General features: G+C 69.2%; 13 protein-coding genes and 1 tRNA gene. 8 read left to right on the top strand and 6 right to left on the bottom strand.

Annotation, left to right across the window (positions count from 1 at the left end):
• The first annotated feature begins 50 nt into the window (after nt 1-50).
• From RALTA_RS02440 to RALTA_RS02420, 5 genes are all read left to right on the top strand, one after another.
• Nucleotides 51-740: a response regulator gene (locus tag RALTA_RS02440; RefSeq protein ID WP_012351826.1), complete on the top strand. Its 690-nt coding sequence runs from the start codon at nt 51-53 to the stop codon at nt 738-740.
• Nucleotides 741-788: 48 nt separating this feature from the next.
• Complete coding sequence (locus RALTA_RS02435; RefSeq protein ID WP_012351825.1) at nt 789-2,336, top strand: sensor histidine kinase; 1,548 nt, start codon at nt 789-791, stop codon at nt 2,334-2,336.
• Nucleotides 2,333-2,665: a DUF4212 domain-containing protein gene (locus RALTA_RS02430; protein ID WP_012351824.1), complete on the top strand. Its 333-nt coding sequence runs from the start codon at nt 2,333-2,335 to the stop codon at nt 2,663-2,665. Before RALTA_RS02435 ends, RALTA_RS02430 begins: the two co-directional genes overlap by 4 nt.
• 247 nt (nt 2,666-2,912) lie before the next feature.
• Nucleotides 2,913-4,610, top strand: coding sequence for an MFS transporter (locus tag RALTA_RS02425; protein ID WP_012351823.1), 1,698 nt, complete (start codon nt 2,913-2,915; stop codon nt 4,608-4,610).
• Between the two features lie 133 nt (nt 4,611-4,743).
• A tRNA-Met gene (locus RALTA_RS02420) sits at nt 4,744-4,820 on the top strand.
• A 118-nt stretch (nt 4,821-4,938) separates the two neighbouring features.
• Here the strand turns inward: RALTA_RS02420 and RALTA_RS02415 are convergent.
• The 4 genes from RALTA_RS02415 to RALTA_RS02400 all read right to left on the bottom strand — a co-directional run bounded on the left by RALTA_RS02415 (nt 4,939) and on the right by RALTA_RS02400 (nt 9,128).
• Nucleotides 4,939-5,526 carry a YcbK family protein gene (locus tag RALTA_RS02415; protein WP_012351822.1) on the bottom strand — a complete coding sequence of 196 codons (588 nt, stop codon included), beginning with the start codon at nt 5,524-5,526 and terminating at the stop codon, nt 4,939-4,941.
• Between the two features lie 35 nt (nt 5,527-5,561).
• Nucleotides 5,562-7,151 carry a L,D-transpeptidase family protein gene (locus RALTA_RS02410; RefSeq protein WP_012351821.1) on the bottom strand — a complete coding sequence of 530 codons (1,590 nt, stop codon included), beginning with the start codon at nt 7,149-7,151 and terminating at the stop codon, nt 5,562-5,564.
• A gap of 93 nt (nt 7,152-7,244) precedes the next feature.
• A complete protein-coding gene (locus RALTA_RS02405) occupies nt 7,245-7,862 on the bottom strand; it encodes a response regulator transcription factor (RefSeq protein ID WP_240991129.1) in 618 nt (205 codons plus the stop codon).
• A gap of 198 nt (nt 7,863-8,060) precedes the next feature.
• Nucleotides 8,061-9,128, bottom strand: coding sequence for a CaiB/BaiF CoA transferase family protein (locus tag RALTA_RS02400; protein ID WP_012351819.1), 1,068 nt, complete (start codon nt 9,126-9,128; stop codon nt 8,061-8,063).
• A gap of 349 nt (nt 9,129-9,477) precedes the next feature.
• Between RALTA_RS02400 and RALTA_RS02395 the strand changes: the two genes are divergently transcribed.
• Nucleotides 9,478-9,918, top strand: coding sequence for a universal stress protein (locus tag RALTA_RS02395; RefSeq protein ID WP_012351818.1), 441 nt, complete (start codon nt 9,478-9,480; stop codon nt 9,916-9,918).
• A gap of 51 nt (nt 9,919-9,969) precedes the next feature.
• On the opposite strand, the gene RALTA_RS02390 is transcribed toward RALTA_RS02395, so the two are convergent.
• Nucleotides 9,970-11,016, bottom strand: coding sequence for a serine/threonine protein kinase (locus RALTA_RS02390; protein ID WP_012351817.1), 1,047 nt, complete (start codon nt 11,014-11,016; stop codon nt 9,970-9,972).
• A gap of 18 nt (nt 11,017-11,034) precedes the next feature.
• A complete protein-coding gene (locus tag RALTA_RS02385) occupies nt 11,035-12,585 on the bottom strand; it encodes a DEAD/DEAH box helicase (RefSeq protein WP_012351816.1) in 1,551 nt (516 codons plus the stop codon).
• Nucleotides 12,586-12,884: 299 nt separating this feature from the next.
• Between RALTA_RS02385 and RALTA_RS02380 the strand changes: the two genes are divergently transcribed.
• Nucleotides 12,885-14,570: a ClcB-like voltage-gated chloride channel protein gene (locus RALTA_RS02380; protein ID WP_012351815.1), complete on the top strand. Its 1,686-nt coding sequence runs from the start codon at nt 12,885-12,887 to the stop codon at nt 14,568-14,570.
• 204 nt (nt 14,571-14,774) lie between these two features.
• The gene (locus RALTA_RS02375) at nt 14,775-15,164 is read left to right on the top strand and encodes a hypothetical protein (RefSeq protein ID WP_012351814.1); all 390 of its coding nucleotides are present in this window, start codon (nt 14,775-14,777) and stop codon (nt 15,162-15,164) included.
• Nucleotides 15,165-15,191 lie beyond the last annotated feature (27 nt).

The following is a 15,191-nucleotide window of genomic DNA, read 5'->3' as shown; positions in this document are numbered from 1 at the left end:
GTGCCCGTTGCGCACCGGTGCCGGCTATGCCGGCCAGGGTGGAGACAACCATGCGCATTCTGATCGCCGAAGACGACGACGTGCTGGCCGACGGCCTGACCCGTTCGCTACGTCACTCGGGCTACGCCGTCGACCATGTCGCCAATGGCCTGGAAGCCGATTCGGCCCTGTCGACCCAGACTTTCGACCTGCTCATCCTCGACCTGGGCCTGCCGCGCATGTCCGGGCTGGAGGTGCTCAAGCGCCTGCGCGCGCGCGGCGCGATGCTGCCGGTGCTGATCCTGACCGCCGCCGACAGCGTCGACGAGCGCGTCAAGGGCCTGGACCTGGGCGCCGACGACTACATGGCCAAGCCCTTCGCCCTGTCAGAGCTGGAAGCGCGCGTGCGCGCGCTGGTGCGGCGCGGCGCCGGCGGCGGCGCCACGCTGATGCGCCACGGGCCGCTGGCCTACGATCAGGTCGGGCGCATCGCCTACCTGAACGACCAGATGCTGGACCTGTCGGCGCGCGAGATCGGCCTGCTGGAGATTCTGCTCACGCGCAGCGGCCGCCTGGTGTCGAAGGAACAGCTGGTGGACCACCTGTGCGAATGGGGCGAGGAAGTCAGCAACAACGCCATCGAGGTCTATGTGCACCGCCTGCGCAAGAAGATCGAGGTGGGCGGCATCCGCATCGCCACCGTGCGCGGGCTGGGCTACTGCCTGGAGAAATTCCAGCCGGCGGTGGCCGCGCCGCATTGATCCCAGCACCGCAGGCCATGCGACCGACCTGAACGCAACCTCGCCGACATGAGCCTGCTGCGACTGCCGTGGCGGCGCGTGCCCCGCGCCGCGCCCGCTCCGTCCTCCACGCCGGACGTCACCGACCAGGACCTGACCGACGCGCTGCCGCACCTGGAGGAAAGCACCGCCCATCCCGCGCCGCGCTCGCTGTTCGGCGAGATCCTGGACTGGATGCTGGCACCACTGCTGCTGCTCTGGCCGATGAGCATCGCGGTGACCTACCTGGTGGCCAAGTCGATCGCCAACGGCCCCTTCGACCGCGCGCTCGAAGCCAGCGCCATCGTGCTGTCGCAGCAGGTGCGCGAGGTCAACGGCCGCGTCACGCTGCAGCTGCCGCTGTCCGCGCGCGAGATCCTGCGCGCCGACGAGACCGACAACGTCTACTACCAGGTGGTCGGCAAGCGCGGCGAGTACATCGCCGGCGACCAAGACCTGCCGCTGCCTTCCGAGGACGACCAGGGCCACGCCGGGCTGGTATCGCTGCGCGATGACCGCGTGGCCGGCAACGACGTGCGCGTGGCCTACACCTATATCGAACTGAAGCAGGTCAGCGGCACACAGCCGGTGCTGGTGCAGGTGGCCGAAACGCTCGACAAGCGTGCGCGCCTGGCCAACGAGATCATCAAGGGCGTGATCTTGCCGCAGTTCGTGATCCTGCCGCTGGCGGTGGTGCTGGTGTGGTTCGGGCTGTCGCGCGGGCTGGCGCCGCTGACCGCGATCCAGCAGCGCATCCGCGCGCGCAACCCGGGCGATACCAGCCCCATCGACGAGCGCGCCGCGCCGCAGGAGATCACGCCGCTGGTGGGTTCGTTCAACGACCTGCTGGCACGGCTGGACCAGTCGGTGCAGACCCAGAAGCGCTTTATCGCCGATGCCGCGCACCAGATGAAGACACCGCTGGCGGGCCTGCGCATGCAGGCCGAGCTGGCGCAGCGCGAGCAGTCGCCGGAAGAACTGCGGCGCTCGCTGGCGCAGATCGCCGGCAGCTCGGAACGCACCGCGCACCTGGTCACGCAGCTGCTGTCGCTGGCGCGCATGGAGAACCTGGCCGGCACCGGCGGCATGGCCGCGCTGGACCTGGCGGCGCTGGCGCGCGAGGTGGTGAAGGACTGGCTGCCGCAGGCATGGGCGCGCGACATTGACCTGGGACTCGATGCCGACGACCATCCGGTGATGGTCCAGGGCAACCGCCTGATGCTGACCGAGATGCTGAACAACCTGCTCGACAACGCCATCCGCTACACCCCGCGCGGCGGCCGCGCCACGGTGCGGGTCAGCGCCGACGCGTTCGAACCGTTCGCCTACCTGGACGTGGAAGACACCGGCCCGGGCATCGCGCCGTCCGAGCGCGAGCGCGTGATGGAGCGCTTCTATCGCGTGCTCGGCACCAACACCGAAGGCAGCGGCCTGGGCCTGGCGATCGTGCGCGAGATCGTGCAGCAGCACGGCGGCGACGTCCAGATTACGGACCACGTCTACCAGCAATCGCCACGCCTGGCCGGCGCGCATTTCCGCGTAACGCTGCGCCGTCCCGAGAACTTTCCGCCAGCATGAACGACACCCCTGCCCCCGGCAGCGCCGAGGCACGCCATCGCCTCGCCTGGCACCGCAACCTGCGCTGGATCTGCGGCCTGCTCGCGGTCTGGTTTACGGTCACCTTCGTGGTGGCGTGGTTTGCACGCGACCTGCGCTTCGACTTCTTTGGCTGGCCGTTCTCGTTCTGGGTCGGCGCGCAGGGCGCGCTGGTGGTCTATGTGCTGATGGCCGCCCTGTACGCCTGGCGCATGAACCGGGACAACGCCGATGACCGAAGCGTCGAGGCGCCGCCGCCGGCAATGCCCTCGCAAGGCGCCTCGCGCGGCCCGGGCGCGGATGCTGCATAGCCGCACGCCCCGCACGGCGCATAACTGTGCCAAGCGCATGCGCCGAAGCCTTGCAGCGCAGCATCGGCAGCCCTGCCCGCGGCTAGCGTATACCCCGAGGTTTTTTGCCTTTGGCGCCCTGGAATCTGTCAGACCGCAGTAAGTTTCGCCACCCACAATCCTCTGCAACTCTGGGCATAGCGGCCAGCCGCGCGGCGCTTTCCGCGCATCACGCCCGCCCGAGATCCATTCCAGACGGAGGAGACAAATGGCAAACGTGCAAAACGTTGCGGTGCCCGGAGGGGGCGCGCAGAACGCACCGATGACTGCCGAAGAGCGCAAGGTGATCTTTGCCTCGTCGCTGGGCACGGTGTTCGAATGGTACGACTTTTACCTGTATGGCTCGCTGGCGGCAATCATCGCCAAGCAGTTCTTTGCCGGGCTGGATCCGACCTCGGCCTTCATCTTCGCGCTGCTCGCGTTTGCCGCCGGCTTTATCGTGCGGCCGTTCGGCGCGCTGGTGTTCGGCCGCCTGGGCGACATGATCGGGCGCAAATACACCTTCCTGGTGACGATCCTGATCATGGGCGTGTCGACCTTCATCGTCGGCCTGCTGCCCGGCTACGCCACCATCGGCTGGGCCGCGCCGATCATCCTGATCGCGCTGCGCATGCTGCAGGGCCTGGCGCTCGGCGGCGAGTACGGCGGCGCCGCCACCTACGTGGCCGAACACGCCCCGCACGGCAAGCGCGGTGCGTACACCTCGTGGATCCAGACCACCGCCACGCTCGGCCTGTTCCTGTCGCTGATCGTGATCCTGCTGTGCCGCGAGGCGACTGGCCCGAACTTCGAGACCTGGGGCTGGCGCATCCCGTTCCTGGTGTCCATCCTGCTGCTTGGCGTGTCGGTGTATATCCGGCTGTCGATGAACGAATCGCCGGCGTTCCAGCGCATGAAGGCCGAGGGCAAGACCTCCAAGGCACCGCTGACCGAATCGTTCGGCCAATGGCGCAACCTGAAGATCGTGATCCTGGCGCTGCTGGGCCTGACCGCCGGCCAGGCCGTGGTCTGGTACACCGGCCAGTTCTACGCACTGTTCTTCCTGACCCAGGTGCTGAAGGTCGATGCCAAGACGGCCAACCTGCTGATCGCCGGCGCACTGGTGATCGGCACGCCGTTCTTCATCTTCTTCGGCGCGCTGTCGGACAAGATCGGCCGCAAGTGGATCATCATGGCGGGCTGCGCGCTGGCCGTGCTGACCTACTTCCCGCTGTTCAAGGCCCTGACCCACTACGCCAACCCGGCGCTGGAGCGCGCCCAGCACAGCGCCCAGATCGTGGTGACCGCGGATCCGAAGCAGTGCTCGTTCCAGGGCAGCCCGATCGCCCGCGAGATCGACTTCCGCAGCTCCTGCGACATCGTCAAGCGTACCCTGGCGCAGGCTTCGGCCAGCTATGAAGTGGTCGAGGCCCCGGCCGGCACCGTGGCCAGCGTCAAGATCGGCGACAAGGAGATCAAGGCCTTCGATGCCAAGCTGGTAAATGGCCACAGCTTCGACGACGCCAGCAAGCAGCAGATCGCGGCGTTCAAGAAGGAAGTGGGCAGCTCGATGGCCGCGGCCGGTTACCCGACCAAGGCTGACCCGGCGCAGATGAACACGATCATGGTGCTGGTGATCCTGGTTATCCTGGTGATCTACGTCACCATGGTGTACGGCCCGATCGCCGCCATGCTGGTGGAACTGTTCCCGACCCGCATCCGCTACACCTCGATGTCGCTGCCCTACCATATCGGCAACGGCTGGTTCGGCGGCCTGCTGCCCACCATCTCGTTCGCGCTGGTGGCCCAGAACGGCAACATCTACTACGGCCTCTGGTACCCGATCATCATCGCCGCGCTCACCTTCGTGATCGGCGCACTGTTTATCCGCGAGACCAAGGACGTGAACATCTACGCCAACGACTGAGCGGTCGTGCGGCATCAAGCAGAACGGCAGGCCCGCGGGCCTGCCGTTTTTTTATGCACGGAAGCGTCGTGCAAAATCTTCGCCGGAAGGTGTTGACAGCCGAGAAAGCCCAGGTATAATCTCAGTCTTCGTTGGCGAATTAGCTCAGTCGGTTAGAGCGACGGAATCATAATCCGCAGGTCCGGGGTTCGAGTCCCTGATTCGCCACCATCTATTTGAAAAGCCGCGATCCCGCAAGGGTTCGCGGCTTTTTGCTTTGGGTCTCGCGGACAGACGTTGCCATCGACGAGCCGGGGCCATCCATCGCGGACGGTCCCGCGGGCCACGCTTACCAGTAGCGCACGCGCCCGGTGTCGATATGCACGAACTGGTCGGTCTCGTAGTAGCCCACACCGCCGCCCTGCAAGGACTTGGCGGCATCGCGCACATCGGCCAGCGACACGCCGGCCAGGCGGATGTCGATGGCCTTGCCGTCCATATGCAGGCTGTGCTTGGCTACCCCGCCGCCGCGCGAGTTGCGCAGGCGCGAATTGGTGGCCGGGCTGCGGTAGCCGGAAATGACCTGGAACGGCTGGTCGGTGCCGAGTTCGCGGCGGACCTGGAACAGCAGGTCGAACAGTTGCGGATCGATGGTGCCGACCTTGCCCGAGTAATGGTCGCGCAGGAAGCCATTGAGCGTCGTCAGCGCTTCGGGCACGAAACGGTCGCCCACGGCATAGACCAGCGACACGCGCTCGCCGGTGTGGGTGTGGTCGAAAGCCAGCGTGCGGGCGTCCGGCAGCCCGGCCAGCGCCCCGTGGGCGGGCAGGCTCGCCAGCGCGCGGCGCGGCGCAAACGGCATCAGGCCGGCGGCGAGCGCCAGGGTTCCGGTGGTATGAAGAAAGCGGCGGCGTGCCTTGCGCGTCGCGTCAGTCATGGTACTTCCTCTTGAATGTGCCGGGTGCGGCGCCCTTAATGGATGGCGCCGGAGGCGCTTGCAATAGCGCGCGGCTGGGGGCGCCCGGTGCGTTGCCGCAGCGCCTTGTCCAGCAATTTGTCGTGACCGTAGATGTCAGGCTGGAAGGATACACGACCATCGGCGCGCGCGATGACCGTGCCGTAAGCCAGCACCACCGGCAACGGCTGCTGCAGGCGCACCGTATTCGACTTGCCTCGCGCCATCGCTTCCCGGATGCGGGCTTCGTTCCAGTCCGGCATATCGTGCAACACGAACTGCGCCAGCGCTACTGGGGCTTCCACGCGGATGCAACCGTGGCTGAAGTCGCGCCGGTCGCGCTTGAACAACTGTGGGGACGGCGTGTGGTGCAGGTAGATGTTCTCGTTGTTGGGGAACACGAACTTGATGTCCCCCAGCGCGTTGAGCGGGCCGGGCCGCTGGCGGATGCGCAGGCTGCCGTTCAGCACCGCATCCAGGTTCTCCTCGGACAGCGTGGTCACGGCCTTGCCGTCGCCGCCCACGAACTCCAGGCCCTGCCGGCTGAAATACCCCGGATCGCGGCGCAGCCGCGGCACCGTCTCGCGGCGCGCGATCGACGGCGGGATGTTCCAGTACGGGCTGAACTCGATATAGCGCATGTCCTCCTCGAACAGCGGCGTGCGCGTGTCGAGCGCCTTGCCGACGATCACCTTCATCTCCAGCTTGATATCGAGCTTGCCGTCGCGGATTTCATAGGCGCGCAGCATGAACTCCGGCACGTTGACCACGATCATGCGTGGGCCGTCCAGCGGGGTCCAGCGCAGGCGCTCCATGGTCAGTTCGATTTGCCGCACGCGGTCGGCGATGGGCAGGTTCAGCTGCGCCAGCGTGGCCGCGCCGATCACGCCGTCGGCCTGCAGGCCGTGGCGCGACTGGAAGGCCTTGACGCCGTCGACCAGCGCGCCCTCGTAGCGCGCCGGCGGCTGCGTACCCGCCGGCAGGTCGCCCAGCGCCACCAGGCGCGCGGTCAGTGCGGCGGCACCGGCCCACGGCTGGCCCGGCGTCAGCTTGCTGGCCGGTAGCGGCGGCAGCGGCTGTTGCCACACCGGCTGCCGGGCGATGTCGCGGTAGCGGGCCAGGGCCTGGCGCAGTGTGCCGTACAGCGGGAAGGTGGGTGCCGCCTGGCGGATGGCATCGGGCAGGCGATGCTGGGCGACGGCGTCGCGCAGCCAGGTGGCGGCATCGAAGGGCCGTTCCGCCGGTGGCGCAAAATTGGCATGGACCGCGCGCGGATTGATGCGGCCGCCATGCAGGTCGGACAGCATCCGCTCCATGGCGGCGGTCAGCGCCGCATCCAGCCGCGCCGCGGCATCGGGTGGCAACGCCGGGCCCTGGGCGGCCTGGGTCACAGCCTGGCGCAGGGCTTCGGCATCGTAGTCGCGGGGATCGAGGCCATCGGCGGTGACGGCGGCCAGCGCGTCCACCGCCTGCCGGGCCTCCGGCACGGGCCGGCCCTGCACGAACCACATCGGCTCGCTGGCGAAGGCGGGCACGGCAAGCCACGTGGCGCAGGCAATGGCGACAGCGCCGAGGCGCCGTACGGCTGCATTCAGGGTCTGGGGCATCGGGCGGATAGCTCGGATTCGTCACAGATGCCCACAGTCTACCTGCGATGGCTGACGGGCGCGGCATGGCGCGGCAAACCCGCCAGGTGGCGCTCACCACACCAGCTGGTGCCGGCGCGCGTAGTCCACCATTTCGACCAGCGAGCCCACATGCAGCTTGGCCATGATATTGGCCTTGTGCGTGCTGACCGTCTTGCTGCTGATCAGCAGTTGCGCGGCAATTGCCTTGTTGGAATGTCCGCGCGCCAGGTATTGGAGGATGGTGATCTCGCGGTTGCTCAGCCGCGGCAGGCCGGCCTGCTGCTGCTCGCCGAGCTGGCGCACGGTCTCGAGCGTCTGCAGCGGAAACACCAGGTAGCCGCTCAGCACGCCGCGCACGGCCTGCATGACGTCTTCGACGCCGCGCTGCTTGGCCACGAAACCGTGCGCGCCGGCGCGCAGTGCCCGCACCGGCGCCTGGGCAGTGTCGTTGCCGGACAGGACCAGCAGCGGCACGCCGGGCAGCGTGGCTACCACCCTGCGGACGAAGTCGATGCCGGCATTGCCGAAGCGTTCGACATCGACCAGCACCAGGCCGGGCCGGTGTTCGCGCGCGAGGCGGTATCCCTCGCGGACGCCATCCGTTTCCAGGACCGCGTCGCCGTCGAATTCGGCGACGAGGTCAGCGCATAACAAGGTGCGGAACCTGGAGGGTTCGTCGACGATCAGCACTGGTGGCAATTCAGGGCTCCTTAACAACTGGCGAGGAATTGGCCAGGCGACTGGCTATGCCAAGGTTAAGGGCCCTGAGTGGCCTTGATGCGCCGAATTCTCACTGCGCAGGCGCAGCAGATTCTGCACGAGAGTCAGGCTTTTCCTTCGATGACGCGGCTGGCGTCAGGTGCCTGCAGCGTCAGGCAAGCGGCATCGTCATTCCGTCCCGGCAGGCAGGAAGCGCGGCGCGGGAGCGGAGCGCGGCACCTCGCGCTCGCCCTGCCGATAGAGGCGGTACGTGCCGCGCGCCTGGTTGTGCGGATGACGCGCGGCCTCGTCCAGCGTCAGCACCCGCGCGAAGCACACGTCGGTGCCACCCAGCACGGACTCCCAGTGGGTGCTGGGCTGGCTGGCAATGGTCGCGGCGATGCGGGCCTTCACCGCCGGCCACTGCGCGCGGTCGTACTGCGCGGCCGGGTCGATGTCGGTCAGCGCCAGCCGCTCGAGCAGTTCGCGGTAGAACTGCGGCTCCAGCGCGCCGAGGGTGATGGCGCGCCCGTCCGCACACGGGAACACGTCATAGAACGGCGAGTCATGGAACGGGCTCGGCTGCGGGCCGCCCAGCGTGCCCGCCGCGCGCGACACCTGCACCAGCGAGCCGAGCATGGCGACGATGTCGGTGATGGCGGCATCGACCACGCAGCCCTCGCCGCTGGCGCGCGCGCTGAGGATGGCGCTGGTGATGCCGAACGCCAGCCCGAGCGCGCCGGTGGCATCGCCCATCACGGTCGGCGGCACCATCGGCAGGCTGCCTTCGCGCGCGGCCATCGACAGCAGGCCGGTCAGCGCGATGTAGTTGAGGTCATGGCCCGCGCTCTGCGACAGCGGGCCGGTCTGGCCCCAGCCGGTCATGCGGCCGTACACCAGGCGCGGATTGCGGGCATGGCAGGCCCCGGGGCCCAGCCCCAGGCGCTCCATCGCGCCGGGACGCAGGCCCTCGATCAGCGCATCGGCGCCGGCCACCAGCTCCAGCGCGGCGGCGACGTCTTCGGGCGCCTTCAGGTTCAGCTGCACCACGCGCTTGCCATGCTCCAGCTCCATCTCGGCAGGCACGGACTGGCCGCGCAGGATGCGCCGCGCGTCGGGGGCCACCGGCCGGGTCACCAGCGTGACTTCAGCACCCAGGCCGGCCAGCATGGCGCCGCACAGGGGACCTGGGCCGATGCCTTCGAATTCCACGACCTTGATACCGCGCAGGGGCAGCAGGTTGCCGCGCTCACTCATGATGGTTGTCTCCGGTTCGCCGCCTGCGCGCGCCAGGGCGCGAGGCGGCTTGCATTGGGGGTGGGGTCGGTCTGCCCTGCGCCGCACGGGCGGGCCATGCTGGCCGCGGGGCTCGGGAGCATGCTACGCGCCGCCGCGTTGACGGGGCAATGGCCAAATGCTTCAGCCGGATTGACGCAATCCGACAGGGAGCGGCCAACCGGTTATCGCACCGAAAATCGGACAAATCCGATCCGACTTGATCTGAATCGCATCCTGGCAGGACACTAGGGGGCAAGATGGTCCCAGATGGCGTTGCGGCCACATGGCCGCGGCGCTTGCCGACAGCCCCCATCCAGGAGATCCCGCCATGACCAATATCGTCCTCGCCACCGACGGCTCGGCCTTCAGCGACGCCGCGGCGCGCTTTATCGCCGAAGGCAAGCTGCTGCAGAACGGCTTCACCGTGCATGTCGTGCATGTGGCGCCTGAAGTGAGCGGCCAGGTGCGCGCCTTTGTCAGCAAGGAAACCATCGACGACTGGCACAAGGAAGCCAGCGACAAGGCGATGGCAGCGGTCTGCGACATCCTCGCCGCGGCCAATGTACCCTTCGAGCGGCACGCGCTGCATGGCTTCGCGCCCGAGCGCATCGTCGCCTATGCGAATTCGGTCGACGCCGCCGCCATCGTGATGGGCACGCACGGGCGCGGGTCGTTCTTCGATGCCGTGATCGGTTCGGTGGCGGGCCGGGTGCTGGCCCAGGCGGACTGCCCGGTGGTGCTGGTCAAGACACCGGAAAAGAAAGGTTAAGCACCCACACGGAGGGGCGGTGCCGCAACGGCGCCCCCGTCCGGGCAGGCTTCAGGCGCCCCACAGGGGCGCTTCGTCCATCAGCGCGACCTGTTCGCGCAGCTCCAGGATGCGGTCCTGCCAGTAGCGCGCCGTGCCGAACCACGGGAAGGCGGCGGGAAAGGCGGGATCGGCCCAGCGGCTGGCGAGCCACGCGCTGTAGTGCAGCAGTCGCAGCGTGCGCAGCGCTTCCACCAGCCACAGTTCGCGCGTCCGGAATTCCGCAAAATCCTCGTAGCCGGCGACGATGTCGGCCAGCTGGCCTTGCATTGCCGCGCGGTCGCCCTCGAGCAGCATCCAGATATCCTGGATCGCGGGGGCCATGCGGCTGTCGTCGAAGTCGACGAAGTGCGGGCCCGGCTCGCCATGGGCGCCGCCGCGCGCGTCGTCTTCGTCGATCCACAGCACATTGCCGCGATGGCAGTCGCCATGGACGCGCAGCAGCCGCACGTCGCCGGCGCGCTCATAGCAGCGCTGTACGCCGTCCAGCGCCAGTTGCGCCACCGACTGCCATGCGGGCAGCAGGTCGGCCGGAATGCAGCCGCTGGCAAGCAGCCAGTCGCGCGGGGCAATGCCGAAGGTATGCAGGTCCAGTGCCGGACGCGCCTGGTAGGGCTGGGCCGCGCCCAGCGCATGGATGCGGCCGATGAACCGGCCGAGCCAGGTCAGCGTATCGGCGCGGTCCAGCGCCGGCTCGCGGCCGCCGCAGCGCGGGAACACGGCAAAGCGGAAGCCCGCGTGATGCCGCAGCGTACCGGCCTCGCCCGGCGCCAGCGCCATGGCGGGCACGGCGGGGACCTCGGCGTCGGCCAGTTGCTGCACGAAGGCGTGTTCTTCCAGGATGGCCGCATCGGTCCAGCGGCCCGGGCGATAGAACTTGGCGATGACCGGCGCAGCGTCCTCGATACCCACCTGCCAGACGCGGTTCTCGTAGCTGTTGAGCGCCAGCAGGCGCCCGTCGGGGCGCAGGCCGGCGCCCTCGAGCGCGTCCAGCATCAGCTCCGGCGTCAGGCCGGCATAGGGGACACCGGAGTCGGCGGGGGCGTCGGACGGGTGCATGGTGCCGGCCGGCTTTGCTTAGCGCGCCGGCTTGCGGCTGCCGCCCAGCAGCGCCGCCTGCGGCGCCGGACGGCGGTTGCGCGCGGGTGCCGGCGCAGCGTCGTGCGGCTGGCGCGCGGGCTGGGCCGCGGCCCGTTGCTGGCGTGCCGGGTCCTGCCCGTCGCGGCGCGGCGCGGGGTTGCGCGCGCCCGCGGGCTGGGCGGCACGGTTGCCGTTGGCGGCGCCGTTTCCGCGCTGACCGCCCGGCGTGCCCGCGCCACCGTGGGCGCCCTGCCCCTGGCGCGCGGGACGCTGGCGTTGCGCGCCCTCGCCAGCGCCCGCCGGACGTGCCTCGGCGCGTCCGCGGCCCTGGCCCTGGCCGCCACCGCCGCGCTGCTGGCGGCCCTTCTGGATCGGCTCGGGGGCGATGCTCGGGTCGACTTCGAAACCCGGCAGCACGGTCTGTTCGAGCTTGCGCTTGATCAGGCGTTCGATGTCGCGCAGCAGGCCCAGTTCGTCCACGCACACCAGCGAGATCGCCTCGCCTTCGGCGCCGGCGCGGCCGGTGCGGCCGATACGGTGGACGTAATCCTCGGGCACGTTGGGCAGGTCGAAGTTGACCACGTGCGGGAGCTGGTCGATGTCGATGCCGCGCGCGGCGATATCGGTCGCCACCAGCAGCCGCAGCGTGCCGGCCTTGAATTCAGACAGCGCCCGCGTGCGCGCCGACTGGCTCTTGTTGCCGTGGATCGCCAGCGCCGACAGGCCGTCCTTGGTCAACTGCTCGGCCAGGCGGTTGGCGCCATGCTTGGTGCGCGTGAACACCAGCACCTGGTGCCAGTCATGCTGGCGCACCAGGTGGGCCAGCAGCTCGCGCTTGCGTTCGCGGTCGACCGGATAGACGCGCTGGTCCACGGTCTCGGCGGTGGTATTGCGCCGCGCCACCTCGATCGAAGCGGGATTGTTCAGCAGGCGGTCGGCCAGCGCTCGGATGTCGTCCGAGAACGTCGCCGAGAACAGAAGGTTCTGGCGCTTGGCCGGCAGCACGTTGAGGATCTTGCGGATATCGTGGATGAAGCCCATGTCGAGCATGCGGTCAGCTTCATCGAGCACCAGCAGTTCCACCTGCGACAGGTCGATGGTGCGTTGTGACACATGGTCCAGCAGGCGGCCCGGCGTGGCCACGACGATCTCCACGCCGCGCTTGAGCTGCTCGATCTGCGGGTTGATGCCGACCCCGCCGAACATCACCATCGAGCGCAGGCGCAGGTACTTGCCGTAGTTGCGCACGCTCTCTTCGACCTGCGCCGCCAGCTCGCGTGTGGGCGTCAGCACCAGCGCGCGCACCGCCACGCGGCCGCCGCGCTGGGCGCCGCCGGCCTGGCGTGCCGCGGTTTCGGACAGCAGCTGCAGCATCGGCAGCGTAAAGCCGGCGGTCTTGCCGGTGCCGGTCTGGGCGCCGGCGAGCAGGTCGCCGCCTTTGAGGATGGCGGGAATTGCCTGGGCCTGGATGGGAGTCGGGGTGGTGTAGCCCTGTTCGGCTACGGCACGCACAATCTTTTCGGACAAGCCGAGTTCAGAAAAAGACATGAATTGCTGCTTGGGCCATCGCTGCGCACGCGGTGCGCCAAACGCCGGATGGCTCCTTGTAATCGATCGGAATCGGAACGCGAACGCCGGGAAGCCGGCCTGGCAGGGCACCGGCCCGCCCGCGAAGGAAAGAGCGGTAGTGTACCAGTCCGGCGCAGGCGGGTTCTGCACTGGATCCGGCCCCGCATGCGCGCCGGCGCACATGGGCTGCGCGCGGGTGGCGCTGCGCTATCATGACGGCCTGCGCCCGCCCCGCCGCCACGGGCCGGCACGTCGACCCGCCTGCCCGGAAAGCCGCCATGCGCTTGCGTTTCCTCGAAGACCAGGAAGTCACACTGCTCGCGGCCATCCCGGTCGGGATCTGCGCCGCCATTGCCACGACCCTGTTCAAGGAAGCGCTGGACGGCGCGGGCTTCGTGCTGTTTTCCAGCCATGCCGACGTGGTCACGGTGTTCGCCACGCTGGCGCTGACTTGGCGCGTGGTGGTGCCCGCCGTGGGCGGCGCGCTCGCGGGCGCCCTGCTGGTGCTGGCCAACCGCCTGGCCAGCACCCACCCCGGCGCCACGGACTATATGGAAGCGGTCGCCAACGGCAGCGGCCGGCTGCCGGTGCGCATCACCCTGCTGCGTGCGCTGTCTTCGTTCTTTTCGATCGTCAGTGGCAGCTCGGTCGGCAAGGAAGGCGCGATGATCCAGCTGGCGGCGCTGTGCGGGTCGCTGTTCCCCTCGACTCGGATCGAGCGCGGCGGCGGCTCCAACATGCGCCGCATGCTGACCGCCTGCGGCGCAGCGGCGGGCCTGGCCACTGTCTACCACACGCCGCTTTCCGCAGCGGTCTTTGTCGCCGAAGTGGTGTTCGGCGCGCTCGCGGTGCAGCGCCTGATGCCGCTGTTCCTGGCCTCGGTTGCCGGCGCCATGGTCAGCCAGTGGCACGGCGGGCTGCAGCCGCTCTACCCCGGCCTCGATATCGCCCCGGACCTGCGCCCGCAGATTCTGCTGGCCGCGGCGGCGCTGGGCGTGGCCGCCGGCATCGCGGGGGCGTTGTTCCTGCGCGCGGCCGGCTTCGCGCGCAGCCGCTTCGCGGCTCTGCCGGGCGGGCCCGTGGCGCGGCTGGCGCTGGGCGGCGCGCTGGTCGGCGTGCTGGCCATGGCGGTGCCGGAGGTCGTCGGCAACGGTTTTTCCACCATCCAGACCCTGCTGCAGGAGCAGCCGCTGAGCGTGCCGGTGGCGGCCGTGCTGCTGGCCAAGCTGGCGGCCACGGTGATCAGCATGGGCTCCGGGGCGGTCGGCGGCGTGTTCACGCCGTCGCTGTTCGTCGGTGCGGCGCTGGGCCAGCTGCTGGCGCTCGGCATGCAGGGCTCGGCAGCGGGCGCCGCGCCGCTGCTGCCGCTGGTGGGCATGAGCGCCTTCCTGGCGGCCACCAGCCAGGCGCCGCTGATGTCGGTGCTGATGGTGTTCGAGATGACGCTGGCGCCGGCGCTGCTGCTGCCGTCGATGATCGGCGCGGTGGCGGCGTACTACACCGCGTCGCGCTGCCAGACGCTGTCGCTGTACAGCGTGATCGCCGAGCGCGCGCAGGCATCGGCGGCCGCCGAGCATGCGCGCGCGCTGACGCTGGCCGGCCTGTGCGACCCGACCGACACCGTGCTCGATCCCAACGCCACACTGGCCGACGCCGCCGACAAGTTCGCCGAGACCGGTACCCGCTACCTTTACCTGGTGCAGGCCGACGGCCGCCTGCTGGGTGCGCTGTCGATCCATGCCTTGCAGCGCGCCCAGCGCGAGGGCGCACCCGACGATGTGCTGGCGCTGGCCGAGCGCGACTTCCCGGCGCTGACGCCGGATTCGCGGTTGCGCGACGCCCTCGAAGTGTTCGCCGGGCACGGCATCAACCGCATCCCGCTGGTGCGCGACCCGGCCGGGCGTGAATTGATGGGCACGGTGTCCAAGCAGCGCGTGCTGCAAGAGGCATCCTGCTTGTTCTGAGCGTGTGCCCCGGCGCCCGCACCGAGGTGCCATCCAAGGGTAAAATGGCGGGTTGCGCCGCCTGCATGCAGGCGCTCAGCTAATCCACCGTCGTTCCCGCGCAGGCGGCAACCCAGTGACTTTATCCCCAAAGGGGACGTGAAGACGCCGGATTCCCGCCTGCGCGGGAATGACAGTGGCGTTCCCATTGCCGGAGTCCTCCTTATGCCAGCAGGTCGTGATACGCACCGCCCGCCGCAGGAATCAGTCAAGCCTTCGCGCAGCCTGTGGCCTTCACTGGCATGCGCGGCCGCCCTGCTGCTCGGTACGGCCAGCGCCGCGGCCCAGCCGGTGCGCGTGCTTCCGGACGATGCCGCGGCGGCCAGGCTGGTCATCGCCGCGCCGTCGGCCGGCGCGCCGCAGACCGCCACGCTCGACGGCAAGCGCGTAGGCGTGGCGCCGGGCCTGCGCCTGTTCGGCACCGACAACCAGTTGCTGGCCAGCGCCGCAGTGGCGGGCCAGAAGCTGCCGGTGCGGTACAAGCTGGACCTGTATGGCCAGCTGCTGACCGCGTGGGTGCTGAGCGAGGCCGAACAGCAGGCGCTGAAAAAATAACCACCCCCGAAGTGCGACCGGCGTGCC

The organism is Cupriavidus taiwanensis LMG 19424 (assembly GCF_000069785.1).
Classification (GTDB): domain Bacteria; phylum Pseudomonadota; class Gammaproteobacteria; order Burkholderiales; family Burkholderiaceae; genus Cupriavidus; species Cupriavidus taiwanensis.
This window is presented reverse-complemented; position numbering and strand designations above follow the sequence as displayed.